The following is a 25,981-nucleotide window of genomic DNA, read 5'->3' as shown; positions in this document are numbered from 1 at the left end:
GCACTCCGGGCGGCTACCGGTCCAGGAACGCCTCCAGCGCCTCCACCACCAGCCGGTGGTCCGCCAGCTGCGGCAGGCCCGACACCGTCACCGCGCCGATCACGCCGACGCCCTCGACGCGGAGCGGGAAGGAGCCGCCATGGGCCGCGTACGTGTCGGGGTCCAGACGGGAGGATGCCTCGAACGTCGTGCCCTTGGCTCGGAAGCGGGCGCCGACCAGGTAGGAGGCGGCGCCGTAACGCTCCACCACCCGGCGCTTGCGGGCGATCCAGGCGTCGTTGTCGGGGGTCGAGCCGGGCAGGGCCGCGTGGAAGAGCTGCTGGCCGGCGCGGTGGATGTCGACCGCGACGGGCGCCTGCCGCTCCCGCGCCAGCTCCACCAGCAGCGATCCCAGCGCCCAGGCGTCCTCGTGAGTGAACCGGCCGAAGACCAGCCGGCGTTCCTGGTCCTCCAGCTCCTCGATGGTCGGGGTGGGCTCCGAGGCCGTTCCGGGGGTGTTCTCCGCAGTGGTTCTCTGGGACATCAGTGCTCGTGCCTTCGTCGTCGGGGACGGGTCCGGGTTCCGGTCCGGGTCCGGGTTCAGGGGCGAGTGCGAGTCCGGGGCCGGGGTCGGGTCCGGGGCCGGGCTCGTCACAGGGTCACCGTCACGCCCTCGCGGGCCGAGCGGCGGGCCGCCTCCAGGACGTCGAGCGCCGCGGCGGCCTCGCGGGCGGTCACCGGGTTCGGGGCGCCGTCGCGGAGGGCGGCTGCCACGGCCGCGTAGTACGCAGGGTAGTCGCCGGGCAGGGTCGGCACCGGGCTGCCGCCGCCGGTCACCGGGGACTCGCCCGCGCCCACCCGGCCCCACAGGGCCTCGTCCTCCGTGCCCCACTCGCCGGCCGAACCCGGTCGGCGGCCTTCGCGCAGCGCCGCCTCCTGCGGGTCCAGGCCGTACTTGACGTAGCCCGCCTGCGAGCCCAGCACCCTGAAGCGCGGGCCGAGCTGGGCGGCGGTCGAGGAGACGTGGAGGTGGGAGCGGACGCCGTTCGCGTGGGTGAGCGCGATGAACGTGTCGTCGTCGGCCTCGGCGCCCGCGCGGCGGACGACCGACTCGGCGTACACCTGGGTGGCCGGGCCGAAGAGGACGAGGGCCTGGTCGACGACATGGCTGCCGAGGTCGTAGAGCAGACCTCCGATCTCCGCCGGGTCGCCGGACTCCCGCCAGCCGCCCTTCGGCCGAGGCCGCCAGCGCTCGAAGCGGGACTCGAACCGCCAGACGTCGCCCAGCCGGCCCTCGGCGATCAGCTCGCGCAGGGTCAGGAAGTCGTTGTCCCAGCGGCGGTTCTGGAAGACGGACAGCAGCAGTCCGCGCTCCTCGGCGAGGGCCGCGAGGCCGCGTGCCTCGGCCGCCGTGCCCGCGATCGGCTTGTCCACGACCACCGGCAGGCCGGCCTCCAGCGCCGTCGTGGCGAGCGGGACGTGCGTCTTGTTCGGGGAGGCGATGACGACGAGGTCGAGTTCGCCGGCGCGGGCGAACAGCTCTTCGGGTCCGGCGGCGGGGCGGACGTCCGGGAACTCCGCGCGGGCCTGCGCCCGCCGTTCCTCGTTCGAGGTGACGACCGTGTCGAGGACCAGGCCCTCGGTCGCGGCGATCAACGGGGCGTGGAAGACGGAGCCGGCGAGGCCGTAGCCGATCAGGCCGACGCGGAGGGGGGTGCTGCCAGTCATGGGGCCAGTCATGGTTCCTACTTTCGCAACGCTGTTGCGTAAGTGCAAGCGCGGGGGACAATGAGCGGGTGAGCGGTGTGACGGAGGTGGGCGGGGGCGCGGCGCGCGGGGGTGGCGGCGGTGACCGGGAACGGGACGGGACGCGGAGCGGCGTGCCGGGAGCGACGGCAGGGGGGCTGGGAGCGTGATGACGGACGGGGCCGGGAGCGTGCGGGCGGGGGAGACCGGCGGCGGGATGGCGGGCGGCCGTGGTGTGGCCGCCGGCGGGGCGAACCTGCTCGCGCTGCGTAGCCACAACGCCGCCCTGGTGCTCGATCTGCTGCGCCGGGCGGGGGCGGCGGGGATCAGCCGGCTGGAACTGGCCGAGCGGACCGGGCTCACCCCGCAGGCGGTCAGCAAGATCACCGCGCGGCTGCGGGAGCGGGGACTCGCGGCGGAGGCGGGGCGGCGGGCGTCCACCGGGGGCAAGCCGCGCACGGTGCTGCGGCTGGTTCCGGAGGCCGGGCACGCGGTGGGCGCGCACGTCGACCGCGACGAGGTGCGGGCGGTGCTGGTCGACCTGAACGGGACGGTGGCCGGGGAGCGGCGCCGTCCGCTGGACCTGGGCGCGGGGGCGGACGCCGTCGTGGAGGGCGTGGCGGCACAGGTCGAAGGGCTGGTCCGGGAGGTGCTCGGGGCCGCCTCGCTCCGTGCGGCGTCCGCCGCCTCCCTGGTCGGGGTCGGGGTGGCGCTGCCCGGGCCGCTCGACCATCGGCGCGGGGTGCTGCACCGGGTGACCGGGTTTCCGGCGTGGGACGGGTTTCCGCTGCGCGACGCGCTCGGGCGGCGGCTCGGGGTGCCCGTCGTGGTCGACAAGGACACCAACGCGGCGGCGCTCGCCCTGGCCGTCTCCGGGGGCGGAGCCGGTGACGGCGAGGGCGGGGCCGGCTCGTTCGCCTACCTCCATCTGGGCACGGGGCTGGGCGCCGGGCTGGTGATCGGCGGGAGCGTGCACCGGGGGGCGCGGACCGGGGCGGGGGAGTTCGGGCACCAGGTGATCCAGTTGGACGGCCCGCCGTGCGAGTGCGGGGACCGGGGGTGCGTGGAGGCGCTGTGCCTGGCGGCCGTGGAGCGGGGGGACGTCGAGGAGGCGGCGCGGGTGCTGGGGGCGGGGGCCGCGAACCTCGTGGGGCTGCTGGACATCGATCTGGTGCTGCTGGGCGGCCGTACGGTGGCCGCCGCGCCGGAGGTGTTCGTGGCGGGAGTGGGGGAGAGAGTCGCCGCGCGGGCCCGGCGGGAGGGGGTGCCCGGCGGCGCGGTGCCGGTCCGGGTCGTGCCGGCAGGGGCCCGGGTGGTGGCGGAGGGGGCGGCCCAGTTGCTGCTGGCGCCGGTGTTCGGACGCGGGGACGGCTGAGGGCCGCCTCCGGCGACGGCATCTCCGCGGTCACCCTGCCAACCCCCGCCCCAGGGCCCCGCCTCCGGCGAAGGCGAACACGGCCCGCCCTTTCGACCGCGAGCCCGTGCCCACCACCGGCACCCCCGGGCTCACCCGGAGGCGGCGCCAGGGCCCGGGCCCGGGTCTGCGACCATCCCTGCGTGGACTACCCGAACGACCAGGCCCCCGGCGCCCCCGTACGCTCCGGCATCCCGGAGCACGGCCGGATCCCCAAGTACTACGCGGTGAAGGCGAGGATCGACCGCCTCGTCGGCGAACTCGGCGAGGGTCGGGCGATCCCCACCGAACGCGATCTGTCCGAGGAGTACGGGGTCGCCCGGGAGACCGTGCGGCAGGCGCTGCGCGAGCTGGTCCTGGAGGGCAAGCTGCGGCGCCAGGGCCGGGGCACCGTCGTGGCCGGGCCCAAGCTGGAGCAGCCGCTGTCCCTGGCCAGCTACACCGAGGGAGTACGGCGGCAGGGCCGCACGCCCGGCCGTACGCTCGTCTCCCTGGACCGGTTCCCGTGTCCGGACGCCCTCGCCGCCGAGACCGGGATCGGCCGGGGCGAGCCGGTCTGGCACCTGGAGCGGGTGCTCCTGGCGGACGACGAGCGGGTCGGCCTGGAGAGCACCTACGTGGCCGTGGCCCGCGTCCCGCGCCTGGACGCCGACTTCGACCCCGACTCGTCCTTCTACGCCTACCTCCAGGGGCTCGGTCTCGCCTTCGGGGACGCCGACGAGCGCATCGAGACGGTGCTCGCCACCCCGCGCGAGGCCCTGCTCATCGGCACCCCGCCCGCGCTGCCCATGCTGCTGATCCACCGTGTCTCGCGGGACGCCCAGGGGCGGCCCCTGGAGCGGGTGCGGAGCCTGTACCGGGGCGACCGGTTCTCCTTCACCACCCACCTGAACGGCTGACGGACCCGCCCGGCCGTGGCATCGATCACCCGCCCCGAGAGGTAACGAAAAGATAACGGGTCTAGCCCAATCGTGATGGCTCGTTCAGGCTCTCGTTGTCAGCCGGACTTTTCCGGTTCTCCGATCGCGAGGAGCGTTGCCGTCGTGAAAGTGACAGTCGTCGGAGCCGGCGTGGTGGGCACCATGCACGCCTGGCAGGCAGTGGAACGCGGCCACGAGGTCGTGCAGATCGAGCGCGAGGCCGAGGCCCGCGGCGCCTCGCTGCGCAACTTCGGGCAGATCTGGGTGAGCGGCCGCGCGGGCGGCGAGGAGCTCGAGACCGCCCTGAGGGCGAGGGAACTGTGGGAGGAGATCGGCGGCCGGGTGCCCGCGCTGGGCTTCCGCCCCAACGGCTCGCTGACCCCCGTACGCGGTGAGCACGAACGGGCCGTCGCCGAGGCCGCCGTGGCCCGCCCGGACGCCGCCGCCCGCGGCCACAAGCTGCTGACCCCGGCCGAGGCCCGCACCCTCAACCCCGCGCTGCGCGGCGAGTTCGACGCTGCCCTCCACTGCGAGCGCGACGCCGCCGTGGAGCCGCGCACCGCCCAGCTCGCCCTGCGCGCCGAACTGCTCAGGCACCCGAACTACACCTTCCTGCCCGGGCGCGAGGTCCGCGAGGTCGTCGGCGCGGGCGCCGTCCGCGACGACCACGGCGACGTGCACGAGGGCGACGTGACCGTGCTGTGCACGGGCGCCTGGCTCGGCGGGCTCGTGCGCGAACTGGCCGGCCCCGACCTGCCGGTGCGGCGGGTGCGGTTGCAGATGATGCAGACCGACCCGCTCGGCGAACCGCTGCCCACCTCGGTCGCGGACGCCGACAGCTTCCGCTACTACCCGGCGTACGCCTCCCCCGCCCTGGACCGGCTCAACGCGGCGCGGCCGCAGCCCGAGACCGCCGCCGCGCACCGGATGCAACTGCTCATGGTGCAGCGCGCCGACGGTGGGCTGACCATCGGCGACACCCACGAGTACGAGCACCCGTTCGCCTTCGACACCGTCGAGGACCCCTACGAGCACCTCACCGAAGTGGTCGAGTCCCTCCTCGGCCGCCCGCTGCCCAGGATCCGCCGCCGCTGGGCCGGGGTGTACGCGCAGTGCACCGACCCCTCCCGGGTGGTGCACCGGCAGCAGGTGCGCGACGGGGTGTGGCTGGTCACCGGACCGGGCGGGCGCGGCATGACCTGCGCCCCCGCCATCGCCGAGAAGACCGCGACCGAGCTGGGCTGGTGAGGAACGGATGACCGACGTGAACCCCACCCGGACCGACTCCGCCGACCCGGACCCGACCCGCACGGACCCCACCGACATGACCGCCCACGCCACCGACACCACCGGCTCCGCCCCCGACGGCCGGGACATCCGCCTCGTCGTCCTCGACATGGCCGGCACCACCGTCGCCGACGGCGGGCTCGTCGAGCGCGCGTTCGCCGCCGCCGCGGCCGAACTCGGCGTCGAACCCGGCTCCGCCGACCACGCCGACAAGCTCGCCTACGTCCGCGCCACCATGGGCGAGTCGAAGATCTCCGTCTTCCGGCACCTGTTCGGCGCCGAGGAACCGGCCCGGCGGGCCAACGCCGCCTTCGAGAAGGCGTACGGCGAACTCGTCGACGGCGGCCTGGTCGCCCCGGTCCCCGGCGCCCGCGAGGCCGTCGAGGAGATGCGGGCCGACGGCCGCACCGTGGTGCTGACCACCGGCTTCGCCCGCGTCACCCAGGACGCGATCCTCGACGCGCTCGGCTGGCGCGACCTGGTGCCCCTGACCCTGTGCCCGGCCGACGCCGGCGGGCGCGGGCGGCCGTACCCGGACATGGTGCTGGCGGCCTTCCTGCGCACCGGGGCCGCCGACGCCGTGCACCAGGTCGCCGTCGTCGGCGACACCTCGTACGACATGCTCAGCGGCGTACGCGCCGGGGCGGGCCTGGTCGCCGGGGTGCTGACCGGCGCGCACGCCGAACCGGACCTGCGCGCGGCCGGCGCCGGTCACGTCCTGCCCTCCGTCGCCGGCCTGCCCGCCCTGCTGCGCGGAGACGGGGGAGGCGACTGATGGGCATACGCTTCGACTCCGTCACGGTCGCCTACGACGGCACGGTCGTCCTCGACGACTTCGACCTCACCGTCGAACCCGGCGAGGTGATGGCGCTCCTCGGGCCGTCCGGATCCGGCAAGACCACCGCGCTGCGGGCGGTCGCCGGATTCGTCCGGCCCGCCTCCGGGCGGATCAGGCTCGGCGGACGCGACGTGACGGACCTGCCGCCGCACCGGCGGGGCATCGGGATGGTCGTCCAGAGCTACGCCCTCTTCCCGCATATGAGGGTCGAGGACAACGTGGCCTTCGGGCTCCGGGCGCGCCGCCTGCCCAAGGACGAGGTGCGCGAACGGGTCAGCGAGGCACTGGAGATGGTCGGCATGGCCGGTCACGCCCGCCGTCACCCGCGGGAGCTGTCCGGCGGGCAGCAGCAGCGGGTCGCCATCGCCCGGGCGCTCGCCATCCGGCCGGGCGTGCTGCTGCTGGACGAACCGCTGTCCGCGCTCGACGCCCGGCTCCGCTCCGGCATGCTGGGCGAACTGGCCCGGCTGCACCGCGAGCTGCCGGACGTCTCGATCCTCTACGTCACCCACGACCAGCACGAGGCGCTGACCCTGGCCGACCGGATCGCGGTGATGAACCGGGCCCGGCTGCGGGCCTGCGGCACCCCGCGGGAGCTGTACCGCGCCCCGGCCGACGAGTTCACCGCGTCCTTCGTCGGCAGCGCCAACCTGCTGCCGGTGACGGTGGGGGAGCACACGGTGCGCTTCGCCGGGACCGAGCTGGAGACGGGGACGGCCGACGCCGCCCCCGGCTCCCGGGCCACCCTGTGCGTACGGCCGCACCTGGTCGGACTCGGCGACGGGCCCAACCCGCTCACCGGAACCCTCCGCGAGATCCAGTGGCGCGGCGCCACCCACCGGCTGCACGTGGACGTCGACGGCCACCGGATCATGGCGGACCTCGCCGAACTGAGGCGGCCGCCGGCCCTCGGCGACCCGGTGACCGTCCACTTCGCCCCCGAGGACGCGGTGCTGCTGCCCGCCGGGGACCGGGATGACTAGGCGCCTGCTGTGGGCCGCGCCGCCGGTCGCCGTGCTCGCCCTCGTCTTCCTCTACCCGCTCGCCCTCGTCGTCCAGCAGTCCTTCCGGCCCGACGGCGGCGGCACCTCCCTGAAGCCGTACACCGACGTGTTCGCCTCGGCCGCCTTCGGCGACGCCCTGTGGACGACCGTCTGGCTGGCGCTCGCCGCGACCGCCGGGTGCCTGGTGCTCGGCTTCGTGCTGGCCCTGATCATCGCCTTCGTGCCCTTCCCGGGCGCCCGGGCCGCCGCCCGGTTCATCGACGTCTTCCTGTCCTTCCCGTCGTTCCTGATCACGCTCGCCCTGCTCTTCGTGTACGGCAGGGTCGGCATGGCCAACGGGCTGTGGACGGATGTCACCGGGGCGGCGGAGGGACCGTTCCGGTTCCTGACCACACCGTGGGGCGTGCTGCTCGCCGAGATCACCTACTTCACACCGTTCGTGATGCGCCCACTGCTCGCGGCCTTCTCCCAGCTGGACACCGCGCAACTGGAGGCGGCCGGTTCGCTCGGCGCCCGCGCGCCGCGGATCGTGCGCTGCGTGATCCTGCCCGAGGCGCTGCCCGCGCTGGCGGCCGGCGGCAGCCTGGTGCTGGTGCTGTGCCTCAACGAGTTCGGGATCGTCCTGTTCACCGGCGCCAAGGGCGTCACCACCCTGCCGATGCTCGTCTACAGCAAGGCCATCCTGGAGTCCGACTACCCGGGCGCCTGCGTGGTCGCCGTCGTCAACGTCCTGATCTCCGTGGGCCTCTACGGCCTCTACCGGGTGGTGAGCCGCCGTGCTGGTGCATAGCCGCAAGGGGAAGTGGGCCGCGGGGGCCGTGTTCCTCGTCCTCTTCCTGCCCCTGTTCGCGCTGCCGCTGCTGGTGATCGTCGCGGCGTCCTTCGCCACGAACTGGTCGGGGGCGCTCCCCTCCGGCCCCACCACCGCCCACTACACGGCCGCCACCCGCGGCGAGGCGTGGCAGGCCCTCACCACCAGTCTGCTCACCGCCCTGGCCGCGAGCCTGCTCGCGCTCACCGTCGGCACCTGGGCCGCGCTCGCCGCGGCCTCGTTCAAGCGGCGCGGGCGCGCCCTGCTCGACGCCCTGTTCGTGCTGCCGGTCGCCGTCCCGTCGGTGGTGGTGGGCCTGGCGGTGCTGGTCGCCTTCTCCCGGCCGCCGGTGCTGCTCAACGGCACCCGGTGGATCGTCATCGTCGCGCACACCGTCCTGGTCACCGCCTTCGCGTACCAGTCGGTGTCCGCCGCCCTGCGCCGCCTCGACCCGGCCTGCGAACAGGCCGCCGCCTCCCTCGGAGCGAGCCCCGCCCGGGTGCTGTGGCAGATCAGGCTGCCGCTGCTGCTGCCCTCGCTCACCGCCGCCGCCGGCCTCTGCTTCGCCCTGTCCATGGGCGAGTTGAGCGCCACCATGATGCTCTACCCGCCCGACTGGACCCCGCTGCCGGTCCTCGTCTACGCGGCCACCGACCGGGGCTCCCTCTTCGCCGGCTCCGCCCTCGCCGTCGTACTCCTCACCGCGACCCTGCTGGTCCTGCTCGCCGTCACCCGGATCCGCACCAGGGCCGCGCACCGGTAGCCGGGTCCGCACCGGCCCCGCACGCCGGTGGCCGGGTCCGCACCGGTGCCGCACACCGGTGGCCGCCGCCCGGCGACCACCGCCTCCCACCCCCCCGCACCACCCTCACCTCATGAGCTAAGGAGCTCACCTCGCCATGCGCGGAAACCCCGTCAAGATCGCCGCCGCCCTCTGTCTCCTCGCCGCACCCCTCACCGCCTGCGGCGGCGCCTCCGCCGCCGACGCCGAGGTCGTCACCGTCTACAGCGCCGACGGCCTCAAGGGCGAGAACGGCGACGGCTGGTACGACCGCGTTTTCAAGGACTTCGAGAGCAAGACCGGCATCAAGGTGAAGTACGTCGAGGGCGGCTCCGGCGAGATGGTGCAGCGCGCCGTCCGGGAGAAGGCCAACCCGCAGGCCGACGTGCTGGTCACCCTGCCCCCGTTCATCCAGCAGGCCGACAGCAAGGGCCTGCTCCAGAAGTACGCCCCCGCCGGCGCCGACCGGGTGAGCGGCGCCGACAAGGCGGCCGACGGCACCTGGACCTCCGTGGTCAACAACTACTTCGGCTTCGTCTACAACAAGAAGGAGCTCAAGCAGCCCCCCGCCACCTGGGAACAGCTCCTGGACGGCCGGTACAAGGACAAGCTCCAGTACTCCACGCCCGGCGTCGCCGGCGACGGAACCGCCGTACTCGTCAAGGCCGTCCACGACTTCGGCGGCAAGGACGCGGCCCTGGCGTACCTGAAGAAGCTCCAGTCCAACAACGTCGGCCCGTCCGCCTCCACCGGCAAGCTCGCGCCCAAGGTCGACAAGGGCGAACTGCTGGTCGCCAACGGCGACGTCCAGATGAACTTCGCCCAGTCCAAGACCATGCCCAACCTCGGCATCTGGTTCCCGGCGCGGCAGGGCGGCAGGCCCACCACCTTCGCCCTGCCCTACGCCGCCGGGCTCGTCACCAAGGCCCCGCACGGCGCCAACGGCCGCAAGCTGCTCGACTTCATGCTCGGGCAGCAGGCCCAGCGGCAGGTCAGCGAGATCGGCGGCGGCTTCGGCGTCCGCCAGGACGTCAAGGCCACCGACGCCAACGCGATCGCCCTGACCGGGCTGATGGACGGCGTGGAGGTCTTCAGCCCGGACTGGTCCGACATCGAGCGGAACCTCGGCTCGTACGTCGAGGCGTGGAAGTCCGCGACGGGCGGCTGACCCGCCGGCGCCGTCCGCCCGCCCATCTCACCGACGCACCGGCACCCCGACGAACCGTCACCCCGGGGCGCCGACACCCCGGTGCACCGGCACCCCGGCCCGCCGCACGCGTGCGGTGCGCCGCGTACGTCCGACGGCGCCCGGGCGCGGCGTCCGGGTGGCCGCCCCACCGAGCATGTCCGGCACACCGAGCACGTCCAGCACGTCCGGCACATCGACCACGTCCGGCACACCGAGCACATCGACCACGTCCGGCCGCCTCATCGAGCAGGCACGCCCCACCGGGCTCGCGCACGTCCCGCAGCACACCGAGCACCTCCCGCATCCCTGACCCGGAACACACCGGAGGACCACGTGTCGATCCACCTGTCCCGCCGCTCCCTGTTCGCCTCCGCCGCCGCCCTCGCCGTCTCCGCCGGCCCGCTCGGCAGCGTCGCGCGTGCCGCCGCCCGCACCCCCAAGGTGCTGGTCATCGGACTCGACGGCGCCCTGCTGACCCGTATCAAGGACGCCGACGCGCCCAACCTCGAGGCCCTGATGGCGGCCGGGCTCACCGTGCCCAGCAGCATCTACGCCAACCCGCTCGCGCCGACCCTCTCCGGCCCCGGCTGGTCGACGATCATCACGGGCGTCTGGCCCGACAAGCACAACGTCAAGGACAACGCCTTCACGGGCCACAAGTTCGCCCAGTACCCCGACTTCCTGACCCGCGCGGAGCGTGCCAAGCCGTCCCTGACGACGTACGCCGTCTCCTCCTGGGCGCCCCTCACCGACACGGTGTTCTCCACCGCCGTCGACACACGCGTCTCCACCCCGAGCGCCGAGTACGACACCGGCACCGCCGCACGCGCGGTCGCCCAGCTGCGGGACGGCGACCCGGACGCCGTCTTCGTCCAGCTCGACGGCATCGACCACGCCGGTCACAGCTACGGGGCCGCCAGCCGGCAGTACCTGGACGCCGTCCACGCCGCCGACGCCCAGGTCGGCCAGATGGTCGCCGCCGTCAAGGGCCGCGCCGGCTACGGGTCCGAGGACTGGCTGGTCATGGTCACCGCCGACCACGGCCACACCGACGCCGGCGGCCACGGCGGCTCCAGCGCGCCCGAGCGCTCGACCTTCCTGATCGCCACCGGCTCCGCCCTCACCGCCGGTTCCGTCCGCTACGACGTGAAGATGCCCGACGTCGCCGCCTCCGCGCTCGCCCACCTCCAGATCGCCCTCGACCCCGCCTGGGGCCTGGACGGACGGCCCGTGCAGCAGCCGGTCGCGGACGACTTCGACACGCTGCGGCCCCAGCTGCGGACCCGGGCCGACGAGAGCGGCATCGGCGCGGCCGTCCTCGGCTTCACCCACACACCGCCGGCCGGCTGGTCCGTCGACAACTCCGCCATGGGCGCCGGCGGAGTCACCGAGTGGCGCGGCTGGTCCTTCACCACCGACGAGTTCTGGACCGCCGCCCAGCGCGACCAGGCCCGGGAGTCCAACATCCGCGCGCGGAACGTCTTCGCGGTCGCCGACGGCGACGAGTGGAGCGACACGACGTACTCCGGCACCTTCGACTCCACCCTGGTCAGCCCCGCCTACCCGGTCACCGGCGGCGCCGCCGCCACGCTCACCTACACCACCTACTACCGGCAGGAGTCCCCGCAGAAGGGCGAGGTACTGGTCTCCTACGACGGCGCGGCCCCCGTCTCCGTGCGCACCTACACCGCCGACGTGCCCTCCCGCACCGAGACCGTGACGCTCCAGGTGCCCGCGGGCGTCACGACCGCCCGGGTCCGGTTCCGGTACACCGGGGGCAACAACTGGTACTGGGTGATCGACGGGGTACGGATCACCCGGTCCTGACTACGCTGTGGGCGTCGGTACGGCGTGGTTCCGGCGCCCCAGTCCAGATCGTGCGTACGCCGGTACGCACTCCGTCGCCCAGGAGACCGAAACACATGGCAGACCGCAAGCCCATCGAGTCGTGGCTCACCGACATGGACGGTGTCCTGATCCACGAGGGCGTTCCGATCCCCGGCGCCGACGCCTTCCTGAAGAAGCTGCGGGACTCCGGCCGGCCCTTCCTGGTGCTCACCAACAATTCCATCTACACCCAGCGCGACCTGCACGCCCGGCTGCTCCGCATGGGCCTGGACGTGCCGGTGGACAACATCTGGACCTCCGCGCTGGCCACCGCCCAGTTCCTCGACGACCAGCGGCCCGGCGGCAGCGCCTACGTCATCGGCGAGGCCGGCCTGACCACCGCGCTGCACGACATCGGCTACATCCTCACCGACCACGACCCCGACTTCGTGATCCTCGGCGAGACCCGGACGTACTCCTTCGAGGCCCTGACGAAGGCCGTGCGGCTGATCAACGACGGGGCCCGGTTCATCGCCACCAACCCCGACAACGTCGGCCCCTCCGTCGAGGGCGACCTGCCCGCGACCGGCTCGGTGGCCGCGCTGATCACCGCGGCGACCGGCCGGAAGCCGTACTTCGTCGGCAAGCCCAACCCGCTGATGATGCGCGCCGGGCTGAACGCGATCGGCGCCCACTCGGAGACCTCCGCGATGATCGGCGACCGGATGGACACCGACGTGCTCGCCGGCTTGGAGGCCGGCATGCGGACCTTCCTGGTCCTCACCGGCGTGACCCAGCCCAAGGACGTCGACCGCTACCCGTTCCGGCCGTCCGAGGTGATCGACTCGATCGCCGACCTGGTCGACCGGGTCTGACGGAGCCGCCGTTCGTCCCTCGCCGGTACCTTCTCACCCGTTCGGAGCAGCGCCGTCCCGCCGCGGGATGCGGGCCCGGCCCCGGAGGAGTCTCCTGTTACCGGAGGTCTCACGATGGGTTCACTGCGCCTGACACTCTGTGCGGGACTGCTGGTGGCCGGCGCCCTGGCCCCGGTGCTCGCCGCGACCGGCGCCGGCCCGGCGGTCCGGGGCCCGGACTCGGCGGCCCCGTCGCCGCCCGCCGCCGGCGGGAACGCCGCCGTGCCGTCGCGTTTCCGTCCGGCGCCGTCGGCGTCCCCCGCCCGGGACACCGACCGCGTACCGAAGGCGCCCGGCACGGCGCACGCGGTGACCGGACTCGTCCTCGCGGCCGTGGCCGTGGCCGCCGTCGTCCTCCTCCCCCGGGCGCTCGGCGCGGACCGGTCGCGCCGGGCGCGCGCCCGGGAAACGGACTGAGGGAGCGATCATGATGTCCGACCCCGAACCCCCCGGCACCCGGCGGCCCGACGCCCGACGTCCCGGCACCCGGCGGCCCGACGTCCGACGTCCCGACGTCCGACGTTCCGGCACTCGCCGTCACGACGCCCGACGTTCCGGCAATCGCCGTCACGACGTCCGACGCCCGGGCGCCGATGGCTCCGGGCGGTACGGACGCCCTCGCGGTACGGGCCGCCTGTGGGCCGGGTCGGCCTGGCTGGTGCTGCTGCTCGGGCTGTGGCTGTGGGGCGGCGGAACCGCCGATGTGCGGCAGCAGCCGGCCGGGCCGGCCACGGGTGACATGGCCGCGGCCGGCCGGCCCGCGCCGGACCGCCCGCCGTCCCGCACCGAGCCCGCCCCCACCGCGCCGTCCCGCACCGCGTCACCGGGCACCGCGCCCGCCCGCACCACCCCCGCCCGCACCACCCCAGCCCTCAGCGCCTCCGCCTCCCCGTCACCCTTGTCGCCGCACCTCACCGGAACCGGCCCCTGAGCCTGGCCCGCCTGGCAGCATGGAGGAGGGCCGGACGGCCGAGCGCACCAGGGGGAGCCGTATGGACGAGGCGAGGAAGGCCCTCCCGCACGCCCCCGCGGCCGGGGCACGGGTGTCCGCGGCGCTGCTGGCGGCGGTCCTGCTGCTCGCCGGCTGTTCCCGGGACGGAGACGGCGCGGGCGGCGGGAACACCGGCGCGGGCGCCACGATCGGCCAGCGGCCCGAGGCGAGCGCCCCGTTCTGGGTCGATCCGGACAGCAGAGCGGCCCGGCAGGTCGCCGCGTACGCCGAGGCCGGCCGCGAGGGGGACGCCGAGCGGATCCGGAGGATCGCCGAGCAGCCGACCGGCGAGTGGATCGGCCCGGAGAACCCCGAGCAGGAGGCGCGCGGCTTCACCGAGGCCGCCCGGAAGGCGGGCCGCACCGCGCTCCTCGTCCTGTACGACATCCCGCACCGCGACTGCGGCCGGTACTCACGGGGCGGCGCCGCCGACGGCGACGGCTACCGGGCCTGGGTCGACGGCGTCGCCCGGGGCATCGGCGACCGCGCCGCGACGGTCGTCCTGGAGCCGGACGCCGTGCTGCACCTGGTGGACGGCTGCACGCCGGAGGAGTTCCAGGAGGAGCGCTACGACCTCCTCAGGGGCGCCGTCGCCACGCTCAAGGCGCTGAAGAACACCAAGGTCTACCTGGACGCCGGGAACGCGGGCTGGGGTCACCCCGACCAGATCTTCGAGCCGCTGCGGCGGGCGGGCGTGGACCGGGCCGACGGCTTCGCGGTCAACGTCTCCAACTTCTACTCCACCCAGGACTCGCTCGCCTACGGCGAGCGGCTCTCCGAGAAGGTCGGCGGCAAGCACTTCGTCATCGACACCAGCCGCAACGGCAACGGCCCCTACACCCAGGGCGACTCGGACGAGCGCTGGTGCAACCCGCCGGGCCGGGCCCTCGGGGAGGCCCCCACGACCCGGACGGCCGACCCCCTCGTCGACGCCTACCTGTGGGTCAAGCGCCCCGGCGAGTCCGACGGCACCTGCCGGGGCGGCCCGAAGGCGGGGGACTGGTGGGCCGAGTACGCGCTCGCCCTGGCGGCGGCCGGCGGGCAGCCGCGTCCGGCGTCCGTACGGGACACGGGGTCCCGGACGCGCGGCCCCCTGCGTGACGCGAGGTCCTAGGGAACCCTCACCCACCGCGCCGTGCTGGGCGTGCCCCGGTCGTCGACCACGAACAGCATGTACCAGCCCGACTGCACCAGGTTCCGGTTCCCCGGCACCGTCACGGTGACCTTGTCGCCCGACGTCCGGAAGTCCAGGGCGATCGAGCGCTGGTCGACGTCCGTGACGTGCGTGGAGGCGCTGGGCCGGATCAGCCGGGCCTTCCTGATCGTCGCGGCGTGCCGCGAGGTGAACGTCGCGGACGCGCCGCGGGCGACGGTCCGCGGGCCGCCCGACAGGGTGGGGCGTGAGTCCCGGTACAGATAGGGCGGGGTGTAGATCTCGATGCGCTGCTCGAAGGAGCCCGGCCTGGTGTTGGCCTTGTCGCCGTAGAGCGGGTCGGAGCCGAAGAACATCACCCGGCCGTCGGGCAGCAGGAGCGAACCCGCGTGGTAGTCGCGGCCCACCAGGGGATCGGCGACCCGCCGGAAGGTGTTGGTCCCCGGGTCGTAGAGCCGGGCCTGGAGGATGTCGGAGTCGCCGCGGCCCCGGTAGTCCTCCGAGCCGCCGGAGACGAGTACCGAGTCGTCCGGGAGGATCGAGGACTGCGGGTAGCGGGTGCCCTTGCCCAGCGACGGGCCGTCGGTGAAGCGCGGGTTCGCCGCCTTGAGGTCGACGAGCCGGGTCCGCTCGCTCGACAGTCCGGACTCGCCGACCCCGCCACCTCCGATGACCAGGTACCTCTCGTCCTGGGCGGGCGGCAGCAGCACCGTGCCGGAGGTCTCCAGCATGTTCGCGTCGCTCATCCCGGGGACCTCGGTGAACCTGTTGCTCGCCACGTCCCAGACGCCCGGGTCGCGCCCGGTGTCGTCGGGGCCGTAGCCGGCGTTCGAACCGGAGTAGAAGATCCTGCCGTCCTCCATCAGGAACAGCGCCGGGTAGGTCGGGAACTGGCGGATCCTCGGGGTGTACGTCCACTTCCTCGTCCTCGGGTCGAAGATCTCGTTCTTGCCCGGGACCAGCTGGCCGATGTCGTCGAGGCCGGAGACGCCGAGGACCCTGCCGTCGCCCAGCGTGGTGAGCGTCGGGTACCAGCGGGCCTCGTGCATCGGGTCGACCCGGATGTACCTCTCGGCGACCGGGTCGAACTCGTAGGTGTCCCGGATCCCCTGGAAGTCCTTCTTGTCCAGGGCGAGTTTCTGCGCGATGCCATAGGTGTTGCGGGCGTCGGCGCCGGTCAGGCCCCGGACCCGGTAGTTGTCCTGGGTCCCGGTCTCGTACGCGGTGCCGCTCGCGAGCGCCTCGACGTAGATCCGGCCCAGACCAGGGGTGTTGCCGAGGAACCGCCCCGTCGCGCCGTCGAAGTTCTTCTTCGCGCGCGGCACCAGCACCGGGTCCTTGGAGACGAACGTCCTGCCGTTCGTCTTCCCGGTGAACCTGGTGCCCGCGGGCAGCGTGATCGGCTTGTCCGGGTTCTCGTTGTGGACGATCATCAGGCCGCCTGCCTTGGTGACGTCGCCCTTCAGCTTCTCGTACCGCTTGGTGCCGCCCGCGATCAGGATGCTGCCGTCGGCGAGCTGGGTGTGGCCCGTGCAGAACAGGTCATCGGGCGTGGGCACCTTCTCGACCGTGCCCCTGACCGGGTCCCAGACGCGGGAGTCGAACCGCTTGGCGTCGAAGTTGGCCTGGTTGTTGCCCGAGCCGGCGACCAGCAGGACCTTCCCGGTGTGCAGCAGCACCGCGTGGATGGTGTCCTGCCGGTACTCCTCGGGGAACTCGACGACGTCCCAGTGGCCGTTGGCGGCCTTGTACCCGGGCCTGTCGATCTCGTACCGGTGGTAGCGCTCGGCGCCGAACCGGTAGAGCCACGGCCCGTTCGTCCCGGCCAGGGCGAGCACCACCACCGCGCCGATCCCGAGCCGGCGGGCACGGCGGAGGCCGGCCTGCTGCTCCCTCATTCCCCGCGTCCCCCCAGCCGGCCCCGCGCGCCCGGCCCGCCGAGGGCGATCTCCATGGTGTGCTCGCCCGTCCCCTCCGCGTTCCGCCGCCCGGGCCCGGCCTCGGCCCAGCTTGGCCGGCGCCGCGGCGCGTGGGCCGGGCGGGCCGCGTACGCCGTCGGTACGGCGTCCCGCGGCTCGGCGTCCCGGGGCGCGGCGGTCGGGGGCGCGGCGGTCGGGGGCGCGGCGGGCGGAGTCGCCCGGGCGCCGGGTCCGGGGGCACGCCCGGCCCGCCGCAGCGACCATCGCCAGGCGGCCATCGGCGAGACGGTGATGAGCAGGGCGAGCGCGGCCCAGGCGATCATCGCGGGGTGGGAGTGCCCGAGGGCGGCGCCGGCGGCGATCGAGCCGCCGAAGACCAGGACGAAGAACCAGTGGACGCGGAACGTCCCGAACAGCGTGTCGCCACTCGCCGACCCGCCCTTCGGGGTCACCACGAACCCGCTTCGGCGGCGCAGCACGGCGTCCGTCAGCGAACGGGCGTAGATCGGCGCCGACAGCGCCGACATCACCATGCCGGCCACCCCGCCGGAGCCCTCCGGCTCGTGCGGGGAGACGTTGTGCCGGCGGTTCCAGACGTACAGGCCGATCTGGAGTGCGGAGGCGTTGCCGTACAGCATCAGCCACACGGTCGGGTCGATGTTCACGCCGGAGGCGCCCAGGCCCAGGAAGAGCGCGCAGCTCAGCGCGGCCAGGATCCAGTTGAGGGCGGACATCGGATAGAAGATGATCATCATGGTGTAGTTGAGGAGCCGGCCCGGCGGCAGCGAGCCGAAGCCCTTCCAGTATTGCTTGAGGATCGTCTCGTACGTTCCGCGTGACCAGCGCAGTTGCTGGGTGAAGAAGTCGGTCCAGGCGGCCGGTCCCTCGCCGACGGCGAGCACGTCCGGGGTGTAGACCGACTTCCATCTGCGGCCCGTGGCCGGGTTCCTGGCGCGGTGCATCTCGAATCCGGTCGCCATGTCCTCGGTGATCGAGTCGTAGAGCCCGCCGATCTGCTTGATCGCGCCGATCCGCACGGCGTTGGAGGTGCCGACGAACATGGGCGCGCCGTAGCGGTTGCCGGCGCGCTGGATCAGCGCGTGGAAGAGGAACTGCTGGGACTCGGCGGCCTTGGTGACGAACGTGTCGTAGTTGCCGTAGACCTGCGGGCCGATGACGAAGCCGACGTCCGGGTCGCGGAAGTAACCGAGCATCCGCTCCAGGTAGTTGGGCAGCGGCACGTGGTCGGTGTCGACGGAGGCGAAGAAGTCGTACTCGTCGCCGTGCGCCTGGAGCCAGGCGTTGTAGTTGCCGTGCTTGGTCCTCGCGCGGTGCGGCCCCCTGGCCTGGTTCCAGCGTTCGACGCCCTTGCGGGTGAAGTGGTGCACGCCCAGGCGGGCGCAGACCGCCCGCACCTCGTCGTCGTCGCCCTCGTCGAGCAGCCAGACGTGCACGACGCCGCGGTGGCGCAGCCGCACGGCCGCCCGAAGGGTCCTCGTCACCATCTCCAGCGGTTCCTTGCCGGGGACGAAGGTGGTGACGAAGGCGACCCGGGTGCCGGTCTCGGGCACCACCGGGACCGGGTCGCGGGCGACCAGGGTGGCGTGGGCGTTGGACAGCACGTTCAGGCAGCGGAACAGCTCGATCAGGCCGATGGCGACCAGCATCACCACGTCGAGGACCGGCAGGAAGCCGTACGCCGGGTGGTCCCGCTCGGTCCAGTGCGCCGGCTGGAGCAGCCAGCCCAGCAGCACCAGGGAGAGCAGCGGCGCGGCGGCCAGCATCAGCGCGACCCGGAGGCGGTGCGGTTCCTGCGACAGCAGTGAGCGGTACCGCACGCGGTACGGCCGGTCCGGGTCGGGCCGGGTGAGCGGGCCGGCGAGGCGGCTGTAATGCTCGTAGTCGTATCTCGGCAGGGTCTTCCGGATACCGCGGAGGCTTGCGGTGGCGCTGACGGCGTCTTCGTCACACGGGGTGCCGGTGTGTCCCGTGGTGTCGTCCATGCGGTCCATGCGGTCCATGCGGTCCGTGTGGTCGGTGCCACCGGTGTTGCGCGTGCTCGCGGCCCCGTGCGCCGGCCGGAGCGGGATCGTCCCGGACGGGTCGTGCTGCTGCCGGGCGCCCGTCGGCGTCGACGTCATGAGTCATCCCCCCACACGCGAGGTCGGGCGCGTGTCGATCGAGTCCTGCCGGTCGCGTGGCTGCCCCTACGGCGGCCGTCGGCGCGGACGGAGCGCCTTCTCCCCGCGCGTCGGGCACAGGATCAAACGGTCTTTCGAAACCCCCCAATGCCTCCCGAACCACCGCGTAGCAGCCACATCTCGGCATCCAGGGTTCTACGGTGTTCAGCTTGATTGCAAGACACCAAAAGTGGAGTTAACCGGTCAGATGTACGCAAGATGCGTGCGGGCACATGAGTGCGAGCGGGGTGGTCGGCGACCCGGGGGCCGAAGAGGGCCGCGGGGGGCGGGGGCGGTGGGGAGAAGGGTGGCCGGGTCGCGCCAAGGGCGTCCCGCTTCGGCGGAAGGTCTAGCTCCGGGCGGTGCGGACGGCGGAGCCCTCGCGGTGCGCGGCGTGGTCGCGCGGATACGACGATGGCGGGTTCGGTCATGTTTCCATGAACCGAACCCGCCATCGTCGATGTGCGCCGCCAGGGACTCGAACCCCGGACCCGCTGATTAAGAGTCAGCTGCTCTAACCAACTGAGCTAGCGGCGCTTGCTGACGTCGTTAACTCTACAGGACGCCACGTGGTGGTCCTGACCGCCGGCGACCGGCCGCGGGGGCGTCCGGGCCCCTTCGGTCGACCGGATGCGTTATTCAGGTCGTCAGACATGCGTACTCGCACCGTGGTTGTGACACTGATCAACGTGCACAGATCCTGACAAGTCCGTACGGAGTGTGACGTGGATCGCATGCATTCACCGGCCGGTCTGGCGCATCGTTCCGTCTCCCGGCTCATCCACAACGAGCTGACCACCGAGATCCCCGTCCACCTCCTGTTCCGCGACGATCCCGCTCCCGGACGCCCGCGCCTCCGCCCGGACCCGGTGCCGCCCGCGCCCGCGGTGGTGGGCGGCGGGCGGGGTGCGGGCGGGCAGCCGTGCCTCCCGCGCCGGGTGCCCGCCCCCGCCGGTCCGCCGTCGGAGCCGGACCCCACCCTGGTGGAGCGGCCGGCGCGGGCGCTGCCGGGGGCGGTGGGAGTGCTCGCCGGGGCCTGCGGGGCGGCGGGCTGTGTGCTCACCTCCTGGTGGGCGGGCGTGCTGCCGCCGCTCGCACGGATGCTGCCGCAGGGCGCGGGCGCCGGGCTGGGCCCGCCCCAGTGGGCCGCGTACGCCGGGGCGGGCGCGCTCGGGCTGCTCGGCTTCGGCGGGCTGACCCGGGGCCGGACCGGGCGGGCCTGGGTGCTCGGCCTGTTCGGCCGCTACCGGGGGACCGTGCGGCGCACCGGGCTGCTCTGGATCAACCCGCTGGTGCCGCGCCGCGGGATCGACGTACGGCTGCGGCACTGGCGCAGTGAGCCGATGCCGGCGGTCGACGCGAACGGGATCGCGCTGCGGGTGGCGGTGCTGGTGGTGTGGCGGGTGCGGGACACGGCGCGGGCGGCGCTCGGGGTGGACGACCACGAGGCGTATCTGCGCGAGTGCGTGGAGGCCGCGCTGGCGCGGGTGCGGGTGGAGCCGCCGGGTGATGCCCGCCGGGCGGTGGAGGCGGCCGGGGACGCGCTGACCCGGCTGGTGGCGCGGGAGACCGGAACGGTCGGGCTGGAGGTGCACTCGGTCCGGCCGGCCCGTGTCGAGTACGCCCCGGAGGTGGCCGACGCCATGCGCCGGCGCAGCGTCGCCGCGCTGGACGCCCGGGACCGGGCCGGTGCGCTCACCTCGGTGGTGGACTCGGTCGAGGACACGGTGACCCGGCTGGCCATGCGCGGGCTGGTCGATCTCGACGACGGCGAGCGCAAGGTGCTGGTGCGGGACCTGACGGTGGCGTTCTGCGCGGGCCGCCGGGAAACCATCCCGTGATTGGTATGGACATGTTCAAGTGGCGGCAATAGCCTGGGGCTTGGTCTAGACCAACGCACGCAGCACAGTCCGGCTCACCGAACATCCCCACACGTTCACCAGGAGCGACTTCATGCGCACCAAGGCCAAGTTGTACTCGGCCGTGCTGGGCCTCACCACCGCCGGAGCCTTCGTGCTCTCCGCCGGCGGCGCCAGCAGCCACGGCTACACCGACCTTCCCATCAGCCGGCAGCTCCTCTGTGCCAACGGCACGGTCAAGGGCTGCGGCGAGATCCAGTGGGAGCCGCAGAGCGTCGAGGGCCCGAAGGGCTTCCCGGCGGCCGGACCGGCGGACGGACAGCTCTGCTCCGGCGGCGAGACCCGGTTCGGCCAGCTCAACGGCGCCAAGACCCCCAAGGGCACGGACTGGCCCACCACGAAGGTCACCGGGGGACAGAGCTACACCTTCCGCTGGCAGTTCGAGGCGCGGCACGCGACGACCGACTTCAAGTACTACGTCACCAAGCAGGGCTGGAACCAGGACCACGCCCTGACCCGGGCCGACCTGAACACGACCCCGTTCCTGACCGTCCCCTACGGCGGCAAGCAGCCGCCGGCCACCCTCAGCCACAGCGGCGTCCTGCCGAGCGGGCTGAGCGGGCACCACGTCATCCTCGGCGTCTGGACCATCGCCGACACGGGCAACGCCTTCTACGCCTGCTCGGACGTCACCTTCTGATCCCGGGGAAAGCCGAAGGGCCTCCCGTGATCACGAGAGGCCCTTCGTTCTGTGCGCCGCCAGGGACTCGAACCCCGGACCCGCTGATTAAGAGTCAGCTGCTCTAACCAACTGAGCTAGCGGCGCATGACTCCCGCCGTCCGCTCCCGCGGTCGGCGACGAAGAAAATACTACCCGGTCTCCAGGGGTGCTGGTGACCACCCGTCCGTGAGCCGGAGCACCGGGGACGGCGGCACCGGCGCCGCGTCCCGTCCGAGCCGTCCACGGCCCCGTGCGGCCGGTGCGCGGCCCCGGCGGGCGACGAGAGCGGCCTGCGGCCGGATCCCCCGGGGCCCACCGGGCGGGCCGGCCGGCCGATCGGCATGCGCCACGGGCACGACCAGCCCCGACCCGACCCGACCCGACCCGACCCGCCCCGCTCCGTCACGGCACCGCGCGTGCGCGGCGCGTCACGGCACCGTGCGTCACAGCACCGCGCTGAGGAACTCCCGGGTCCGTTCCTGCTCCGGCTCGCCGAAGATCTTCTCCGGCGGCCCGGACTCCACCACGCGCCCCGAGTCGAACATCAGCACCTGGTCGGAGATGTCCCGGGCGAAGCCCATCTCGTGGGTCACGCAGAGCATCGTGATGTCGGTGCTGCGGGCGATGTCCCGCAGCACGTCCAGGACGCCCACCACCAGCTCCGGGTCGAGCGCCGAGGTCACCTCGTCGAGCAGCAGCACCTGCGGGCGCATCGCCAGCGCCCGGGCGATGGCCACCCGCTGCTGCTGACCGCCGGAGAGCTGCGAGGGACGCGCGTCGCACTTGTCGGCCAGGCCCACCAGGTCCAGCAGCTCCCGCGCCCGGGCCTCCGCCTCGTCCCTGGACAGCCCGAGCACGGTGACCGGCGCCTCGGTGATGTTCCGCAGGACGGTCATGTTCGGGAACAGGTTGAAGTGCTGGAAGACCATCCCGATCTTCCTGCGGATCTCCCGGACCCGCTTCTCGGGCGCCGGGAACAGCCGGTCCCCGCCGACGGTGATGGTGCCCTCGTCCGGCTTGGCGAGGGTCATCAGCAGCCGCAGGATCGTGGTCTTGCCCGAACCGGAGGGGCCGATCAGCGTGACGTGCTTGCCGGCGTCGACGGAGAAGTCGAGGCCGTCGAGGACCGTGTGGTCGCCGAACCGCTTGGTGACGTTCTCCAGGCGGACCAGCTCCGTGGGGGCGGTGGCGGTGGCGGTGGTCTCGGGATTCTTCGCGGTGTCAACGGACAAGACGTCGCTCCAGTGCTCGCAGAAGGAGGGAGGCCAGATAGGAAACGAGGACGAAGGCCACACCGATCACGGTCAGCGGCTCGGTGAACTGGAAGTGCTGCTGCGAGAAGAGCCGCGCCCGCCCCAGCATCTCCAGGACCGTGATCGCCATCAGCAGCGGCGTGTCCTTGAGCATCGAGATGACGTAGTTGCCGAGGGCGGGGATCACCCGGCGGACCGCCTGCGGCAGGATCACCGCCGTCCAGGTACGCCGCCTGGACAGGTTCAGCGCCGTCGCCGCCTCCCACTGGCCGGCCGGCACCGCCTCGATGCCGGCCCGGTAGACCTGCATCGTGTACGTCGAGTAGTGCAGCCCGATCGCGAGGACCCCGGTGGCCAGGGCCGAGAAGGTCAGCCCCCACTCCGGCAGCACGTAGAAGAGGAAGAACAGCTGCACCAGCAGCGGCGTGTCCCGGACGAACTCCGTCACCGCCCCCACCGGCCAGCGCACCCACCGGGTCGGCGCCCGCATCAGCAGCGCCCACACCAGACCCAGGGCGAAGGAGATCACCGAGCCCAGGGCGAGGGCCTGGAGGGTGACCAGCAGGCCGTCCCAGAAGTACGGCATGAAGTCGCGCACGGCGCCCCAGTCCCAGTTCACGCGGCACCGCCTCCCGCGGCCCCCACGCCGGCCGTCGTCCGGGCACGCCCGGCCTCACGCGCCGCCGCGCCGGACGGCAGCTCCTTGCCGACCCCGCGCTTCAGCCGCTTCTCCAGGCCCCGCATCAGCCGGGTCAGCGCGAACGCGATCACGAAGTAGGCGATCAGCAGGTAGGTGTAGATCTCGGCGCTCTCCTGCAGCGCGAGCCGCACCAGGTTGCCGCTGAACGCCAGGTCGCCCATGCCCATGATCGACACCAGCGAGGTGCCCTTGAGCAGCTCGACCAGCAGGTTGGAGAAGGAGGGGATCATCTCCGGCACGGCCTGCGGCAGCAGGATCAGCCGCATGCGCTGCCAGGGCGTGAAGCTGAGCGCGATCCCGCCCTCGCGCTGCGCGGGGTCCACCGAGTTCAGCGCGCCGCGCACGATCTCCGAGCCGTACGCGCCGTACGTCAGCCCGAGCGCCAGCGTGCCCGCCCACATCGGCACCAGCTGCCAGCCGAAGGCCGGCGGCAGCACGAAGAACACCCAGAAGATCATGACCAGCGCCGAGGTGCCGCGGAACACCTCGGTGTAGAAGCCCGCGAGGAAACGGACGATCCACAGCCGGTGGGTGCGGGCGACACCGACCACGAAGGACACGGCGGTGGCCAGCAGGGCGCTGAGGAGCAGGAGCTGGAGCGTGGTCCACAGACCCTTGAGTACGAGTTCCCACAGTCCCGTCGTCATCCGGCGCACAGCTCCTTCGCGGTCAGGTCCGTCATCTCGTCCCTGGTGAACCCGAAGGGCCGCAGGATCCGGAACAGCTCGCCGCTCTTCCTCAGCTTGTGCAGTTCGGCGTTGAAGGCGTCCCGCAGCCTCGTCTCCGTCGGCCGGAACGCGAAGCCGCCGCCGTCCACGTGCGGCTTGCCGTCCACCAGGGGCGCGAAGGGCTCGGTGGCCTCGGCCTTGGAGGACTTCTTCACCACCTCCCGGGTGGTGAGCGCCGTGCCCGCGAAGACGTCCACGCGGCCGGCCTCGACGGCGTTCAGCCCGGCCACCTGGTCGGGCACGATCAGGATGTCGCTCTGCCGGTAGCCGGCGTCCACCGCGTACTGGATCTCCGCGTAACCGGTGCCGGTGGCGAACCTGGCCTTCTTCGCCACGACGTCCCGGTAGTCGTGCAGCCCCTTCGGGTTGCCCTTGCGGACGATGAAGGAGTCGAGCATCCGGTAGTCGGGGTCGGAGAAGACGACCTGCTCGCAGCGGTCGGCGTTGATGTACATCCCGGCGGCCACGACGTCGAACTGCTGGGAGTTCAGTCCCGGAATGAGCGAGCCGAACTCGGTCGGCACGGGCTGCACCTTCGCCACGCCCAGCCGTTTGAAGATCACTCGGGCCAGTTCGGGCGCCTCGCCCGTCAGATCACCGTCCTTGTCGATGTACCCGAACGGGATCTCGCCCGCGATCCCGAGCCGCACGACGCCCTGGGCCCTGAGCCGGTCCAGGAGGTCACCGCCCTTCTCGGTGGACGCCGTGGCCACGCGCGAGCAGCCCGCGACGCCCAGCGCGCCGAGCGCCGCCACCCCCGCGAGCAGCGACCGGCGTCCGGGGCCGGGTATCGGTCTGCCTTTCCCAACTGCATGTGGTCGAGCCATGAGCGCGCCGCTACCCAAGGCCCATCGGGTTATGCCCAGGAGATCGGCGGCGCCGCTGGGTACCCGGACCGGAAGGCCCCAGGGCCTCTCGTTCGAATCAGGCCGGCGACGACAGCAGGAAGGCTGGACATGACCGCACTCGGATTCCTCTACCCGGGCCATTTCGCCGAGGACGACTATGCGCGCATCGAGCAGCTTCTGGGCAGTGACGTCCGGGTGGAGTTGGTCCACACCGGGATCGGCGAGGACGTGTACCAAGTGGAGGCGCTGCGCGCGACGGGCTCGGCCGAGAAGCTGGCGAAGGACGTCGAGGAACTGCGGCTGTCCGGTGCGGAGGCCGTGGTGTGGGCGAGCACCAGCGGCAGCTTCGGGCACGGCTGGGAGGGCGCCCACGAGCAGGTGCGCGCCCTGGCCCGGGCGGCCGGCATGCCGGCCTCCTCCACCTCGTTCGCCTTCGTGCACGCGGTACGCGAGGTCGGCGTGCGCCGGGTCGCCGTCGCGGCGCCGTACCCGGCGGAGGTGACCGCCCTGTTCACCGACTTCCTGCGCGCCGGGAACGTGGAGGTGGTCGCCTCGCACAGCGCCGGGACCGCCGCGGCGGCGGAGGTGGCCGGCTGGGGCGAGCCGCAGGTGCTCGCCCTGGCGCGGGCGGCGGACACCGCGCAGGCGCAGGCGCTGCTCCTGCCGGACACGGCACTGCACACCGCCTCGCACATCGCGGCCCTGGAGGAGGAGCTGGGCAAGCCGGTCCTCACCGCGAACCAGGTGACCGTGTGGGAGGCGCTGCGGCTGACCGACCGCCGGGTCAACGCCCCCGGCCTGGGCGAGCTGTTCACCCGGGAGCCGATCGTCCAGGTGTGATCCGGGCCGCTCGCGGACGGGGACGGGGCGTGGGTTGCGGGCACCGGCGCACGGGAGTTACCTGGAGGTGTCCGGCGGT

25 protein-coding genes and 2 tRNA genes are annotated in these 25,981 nt (G+C 73.2%); 16 read left to right on the top strand and 11 right to left on the bottom strand.

Annotation, left to right across the window (positions count from 1 at the left end; translation table 11 throughout):
• Window positions 1–13: 13 nt before the first annotated feature.
• Together ACF061_RS04730 and ACF061_RS04725 are read right to left on the bottom strand one after the other, a co-directional pair.
• Entirely contained in the window at window positions 14–523 is a 510-nt protein-coding gene (locus tag ACF061_RS04730) for a heme-degrading domain-containing protein (RefSeq protein WP_392265324.1), read from the bottom strand.
• A gap of 107 nt (window positions 524–630) precedes the next feature.
• Window positions 631–1,719, bottom strand: a complete 1,089-nt coding sequence (locus ACF061_RS04725) for a Gfo/Idh/MocA family oxidoreductase (protein WP_392265323.1) — start codon at window positions 1,717–1,719, stop codon at window positions 631–633.
• Window positions 1,720–1,942: 223 nt separating this feature from the next.
• On the opposite strand from ACF061_RS04725, the gene ACF061_RS04720 reads away from it, so the two are divergent.
• From ACF061_RS04720 to ACF061_RS04685, 8 genes are all read left to right on the top strand, one after another.
• Window positions 1,943–3,100, top strand: coding sequence for an ROK family protein (locus ACF061_RS04720; protein ID WP_392265398.1), 1,158 nt, complete (start codon window positions 1,943–1,945; stop codon window positions 3,098–3,100).
• Window positions 3,101–3,282: 182 nt separating this feature from the next.
• Window positions 3,283–4,038, top strand: a complete 756-nt coding sequence (locus ACF061_RS04715) for a GntR family transcriptional regulator (protein ID WP_392265322.1) — start codon at window positions 3,283–3,285, stop codon at window positions 4,036–4,038.
• Window positions 4,039–4,182: 144 nt separating this feature from the next.
• On the top strand, window positions 4,183–5,307 hold the full coding sequence (locus tag ACF061_RS04710) for a TIGR03364 family FAD-dependent oxidoreductase (RefSeq protein ID WP_392265321.1): 1,125 nt from the start codon (window positions 4,183–4,185) through the stop codon (window positions 5,305–5,307).
• A gap of 76 nt (window positions 5,308–5,383) precedes the next feature.
• Window positions 5,384–6,121, top strand: coding sequence for an HAD family hydrolase (locus tag ACF061_RS04705; protein ID WP_392265397.1), 738 nt, complete (start codon window positions 5,384–5,386; stop codon window positions 6,119–6,121).
• Window positions 6,121–7,167 (top strand): ABC transporter ATP-binding protein, encoded by a 1,047-nt coding sequence (locus ACF061_RS04700; protein WP_392265320.1) that lies wholly within the window; start codon window positions 6,121–6,123, stop codon window positions 7,165–7,167. Before ACF061_RS04705 ends, ACF061_RS04700 begins: the two co-directional genes overlap by 1 nt.
• The gene (locus tag ACF061_RS04695) at window positions 7,160–7,978 is read left to right on the top strand and encodes a 2-aminoethylphosphonate ABC transporter permease subunit (RefSeq protein WP_392265319.1); all 819 of its coding nucleotides are present in this window, start codon (window positions 7,160–7,162) and stop codon (window positions 7,976–7,978) included. Before ACF061_RS04700 ends, ACF061_RS04695 begins: the two co-directional genes overlap by 8 nt.
• Window positions 7,965–8,762, top strand: a complete 798-nt coding sequence (locus tag ACF061_RS04690; RefSeq protein ID WP_392265318.1) for an ABC transporter permease — start codon at window positions 7,965–7,967, stop codon at window positions 8,760–8,762. The genes ACF061_RS04695 and ACF061_RS04690 overlap by 14 nt, the downstream gene beginning before the upstream one ends.
• Before the next feature lie 136 nt (window positions 8,763–8,898).
• Window positions 8,899–9,948: a 2-aminoethylphosphonate ABC transporter substrate-binding protein gene (locus ACF061_RS04685; RefSeq protein ID WP_392265317.1), complete on the top strand. Its 1,050-nt coding sequence runs from the start codon at window positions 8,899–8,901 to the stop codon at window positions 9,946–9,948.
• A gap of 57 nt (window positions 9,949–10,005) precedes the next feature.
• Here the strand turns inward: ACF061_RS04685 and ACF061_RS04680 are convergent, their stop codons facing one another.
• A complete protein-coding gene (locus ACF061_RS04680) occupies window positions 10,006–10,197 on the bottom strand; it encodes a hypothetical protein (RefSeq protein ID WP_392265316.1) in 192 nt (63 codons plus the stop codon).
• 105 nt (window positions 10,198–10,302) lie between these two features.
• On the opposite strand from ACF061_RS04680, the gene ACF061_RS04675 reads away from it, so the two are divergent.
• From ACF061_RS04675 to ACF061_RS04655, 5 genes are all read left to right on the top strand, one after another.
• On the top strand, window positions 10,303–11,796 hold the full coding sequence (locus ACF061_RS04675; protein ID WP_392265315.1) for an alkaline phosphatase family protein: 1,494 nt from the start codon (window positions 10,303–10,305) through the stop codon (window positions 11,794–11,796).
• Between the two features lie 95 nt (window positions 11,797–11,891).
• Window positions 11,892–12,671, top strand: coding sequence for an HAD-IIA family hydrolase (locus ACF061_RS04670; RefSeq protein WP_392265314.1), 780 nt, complete (start codon window positions 11,892–11,894; stop codon window positions 12,669–12,671).
• A 114-nt stretch (window positions 12,672–12,785) separates the two neighbouring features.
• A complete protein-coding gene (locus ACF061_RS04665) occupies window positions 12,786–13,127 on the top strand; it encodes a hypothetical protein (protein WP_392265313.1) in 342 nt (113 codons plus the stop codon).
• Window positions 13,128–13,368: 241 nt separating this feature from the next.
• Window positions 13,369–13,641, top strand: coding sequence for a hypothetical protein (locus ACF061_RS04660; protein ID WP_392265312.1), 273 nt, complete (start codon window positions 13,369–13,371; stop codon window positions 13,639–13,641).
• A 61-nt stretch (window positions 13,642–13,702) separates the two neighbouring features.
• Window positions 13,703–14,815: a glycoside hydrolase family 6 protein gene (locus ACF061_RS04655; RefSeq protein ID WP_392265311.1), complete on the top strand. Its 1,113-nt coding sequence runs from the start codon at window positions 13,703–13,705 to the stop codon at window positions 14,813–14,815.
• Here ACF061_RS04655 and ACF061_RS04650 read toward each other — a convergent pair.
• From ACF061_RS04650 to ACF061_RS04640, 3 genes are all read right to left on the bottom strand, one after another.
• The gene (locus ACF061_RS04650) at window positions 14,812–16,752 is read right to left on the bottom strand and encodes a galactose oxidase-like domain-containing protein (protein ID WP_392265310.1); all 1,941 of its coding nucleotides are present in this window, start codon (window positions 16,750–16,752) and stop codon (window positions 14,812–14,814) included. The genes ACF061_RS04655 and ACF061_RS04650 overlap by 4 nt on opposite strands.
• Entirely contained in the window at window positions 16,749–18,914 is a 2,166-nt protein-coding gene (locus tag ACF061_RS04645; RefSeq protein WP_392265309.1) for a glycosyltransferase, read from the bottom strand. The genes ACF061_RS04650 and ACF061_RS04645 overlap by 4 nt, the downstream gene beginning before the upstream one ends.
• A gap of 502 nt (window positions 18,915–19,416) precedes the next feature.
• Window positions 19,417–19,490, bottom strand: a tRNA-Lys gene (locus tag ACF061_RS04640).
• Between the two features lie 197 nt (window positions 19,491–19,687).
• Here ACF061_RS04640 and ACF061_RS04635 point away from each other — a divergent pair.
• Window positions 19,688–20,794: an SPFH domain-containing protein gene (locus ACF061_RS04635; RefSeq protein WP_392265396.1), complete on the top strand. Its 1,107-nt coding sequence runs from the start codon at window positions 19,688–19,690 to the stop codon at window positions 20,792–20,794.
• A gap of 112 nt (window positions 20,795–20,906) precedes the next feature.
• A complete protein-coding gene (locus ACF061_RS04630; protein ID WP_392265308.1) occupies window positions 20,907–21,512 on the top strand; it encodes a lytic polysaccharide monooxygenase in 606 nt (201 codons plus the stop codon).
• Window positions 21,513–21,564: 52 nt separating this feature from the next.
• Here ACF061_RS04630 and ACF061_RS04625 read toward each other — a convergent pair.
• The 5 genes from ACF061_RS04625 to ehuB all read right to left on the bottom strand — a co-directional run bounded on the left by ACF061_RS04625 (window position 21,565) and on the right by ehuB (window position 25,041).
• A tRNA-Lys gene (locus ACF061_RS04625) sits at window positions 21,565–21,638 on the bottom strand.
• A gap of 338 nt (window positions 21,639–21,976) precedes the next feature.
• Window positions 21,977–22,765, bottom strand: coding sequence for an ectoine/hydroxyectoine ABC transporter ATP-binding protein EhuA (ehuA, locus tag ACF061_RS04620; protein ID WP_392265307.1), 789 nt, complete (start codon window positions 22,763–22,765; stop codon window positions 21,977–21,979).
• On the bottom strand, window positions 22,755–23,405 hold the full coding sequence (ehuD, locus tag ACF061_RS04615) for an ectoine/hydroxyectoine ABC transporter permease subunit EhuD (RefSeq protein WP_392265306.1): 651 nt from the start codon (window positions 23,403–23,405) through the stop codon (window positions 22,755–22,757). The genes ehuA and ehuD overlap by 11 nt, the downstream gene beginning before the upstream one ends.
• Window positions 23,402–24,133 carry an ectoine/hydroxyectoine ABC transporter permease subunit EhuC gene (ehuC, locus tag ACF061_RS04610; protein ID WP_392265305.1) on the bottom strand — a complete coding sequence of 244 codons (732 nt, stop codon included), beginning with the start codon at window positions 24,131–24,133 and terminating at the stop codon, window positions 23,402–23,404. Before ehuC ends, ehuD begins: the two co-directional genes overlap by 4 nt.
• Window positions 24,130–25,041 carry an ectoine/hydroxyectoine ABC transporter substrate-binding protein EhuB gene (gene ehuB, locus ACF061_RS04605; protein WP_392265304.1) on the bottom strand — a complete coding sequence of 304 codons (912 nt, stop codon included), beginning with the start codon at window positions 25,039–25,041 and terminating at the stop codon, window positions 24,130–24,132. The genes ehuC and ehuB overlap by 4 nt, the downstream gene beginning before the upstream one ends.
• Before the next feature lie 129 nt (window positions 25,042–25,170).
• On the opposite strand from ehuB, the gene ACF061_RS04600 reads away from it, so the two are divergent.
• Window positions 25,171–25,902 carry a decarboxylase gene (locus tag ACF061_RS04600; protein ID WP_392265303.1) on the top strand — a complete coding sequence of 244 codons (732 nt, stop codon included), beginning with the start codon at window positions 25,171–25,173 and terminating at the stop codon, window positions 25,900–25,902.
• Window positions 25,903–25,981 lie beyond the last annotated feature (79 nt).

This window comes from Streptomyces sp. NPDC015220 (genome assembly GCF_043079345.1).
GTDB lineage: Bacteria > Actinomycetota > Actinomycetes > Streptomycetales > Streptomycetaceae > Streptomyces.
Note: the sequence above shows the minus strand (reverse complement) of the source record. Positions and strands in the feature narration are given on the sequence as shown.

What these genes read in the sequence shown, in the direction of transcription:
- ACF061_RS04670 (WP_392265314.1), top strand. Translation starts at nt 11,892, where the DNA reads ATGGCAGACCGCAAGCCCATCGAGTCGTGGCTCACCGACATGGACGGT.
- ACF061_RS04665 (WP_392265313.1), top strand. Translation starts at nt 12,786, where the DNA reads ATGGGTTCACTGCGCCTGACACTCTGTGCGGGACTGCTGGTGGCCGGC.
- ACF061_RS04730 (WP_392265324.1), bottom strand. Translation starts at nt 523, where the DNA reads ATGTCCCAGAGAACCACTGCGGAGAACACCCCCGGAACGGCCTCGGAG.
- ACF061_RS04705 (WP_392265397.1), top strand. Translation starts at nt 5,384, where the DNA reads ATGACCGCCCACGCCACCGACACCACCGGCTCCGCCCCCGACGGCCGG.
- ACF061_RS04645 (WP_392265309.1), bottom strand. Translation starts at nt 18,914, where the DNA reads ATGACGTCGACGCCGACGGGCGCCCGGCAGCAGCACGACCCGTCCGGG.
- ACF061_RS04700 (WP_392265320.1), top strand. Translation starts at nt 6,121, where the DNA reads ATGGGCATACGCTTCGACTCCGTCACGGTCGCCTACGACGGCACGGTC.
- ACF061_RS04725 (WP_392265323.1), bottom strand. Translation starts at nt 1,719, where the DNA reads ATGACTGGCCCCATGACTGGCAGCACCCCCCTCCGCGTCGGCCTGATC.
- ehuC (WP_392265305.1), bottom strand. Translation starts at nt 24,133, where the DNA reads ATGACGACGGGACTGTGGGAACTCGTACTCAAGGGTCTGTGGACCACG.
- ACF061_RS04655 (WP_392265311.1), top strand. Translation starts at nt 13,703, where the DNA reads ATGGACGAGGCGAGGAAGGCCCTCCCGCACGCCCCCGCGGCCGGGGCA.
- ACF061_RS04695 (WP_392265319.1), top strand. Translation starts at nt 7,160, where the DNA reads ATGACTAGGCGCCTGCTGTGGGCCGCGCCGCCGGTCGCCGTGCTCGCC.
- ACF061_RS04650 (WP_392265310.1), bottom strand. Translation starts at nt 16,752, where the DNA reads ATGAGGGAGCAGCAGGCCGGCCTCCGCCGTGCCCGCCGGCTCGGGATC.
- ACF061_RS04635 (WP_392265396.1), top strand. Translation starts at nt 19,688, where the DNA reads ATGCATTCACCGGCCGGTCTGGCGCATCGTTCCGTCTCCCGGCTCATC.
- ehuB (WP_392265304.1), bottom strand. Translation starts at nt 25,041, where the DNA reads ATGGCTCGACCACATGCAGTTGGGAAAGGCAGACCGATACCCGGCCCC.
- ACF061_RS04685 (WP_392265317.1), top strand. Translation starts at nt 8,899, where the DNA reads ATGCGCGGAAACCCCGTCAAGATCGCCGCCGCCCTCTGTCTCCTCGCC.
- ACF061_RS04720 (WP_392265398.1), top strand. Translation starts at nt 1,943, where the DNA reads ATGGCGGGCGGCCGTGGTGTGGCCGCCGGCGGGGCGAACCTGCTCGCG.
- ACF061_RS04630 (WP_392265308.1), top strand. Translation starts at nt 20,907, where the DNA reads ATGCGCACCAAGGCCAAGTTGTACTCGGCCGTGCTGGGCCTCACCACC.
- ACF061_RS04600 (WP_392265303.1), top strand. Translation starts at nt 25,171, where the DNA reads ATGACCGCACTCGGATTCCTCTACCCGGGCCATTTCGCCGAGGACGAC.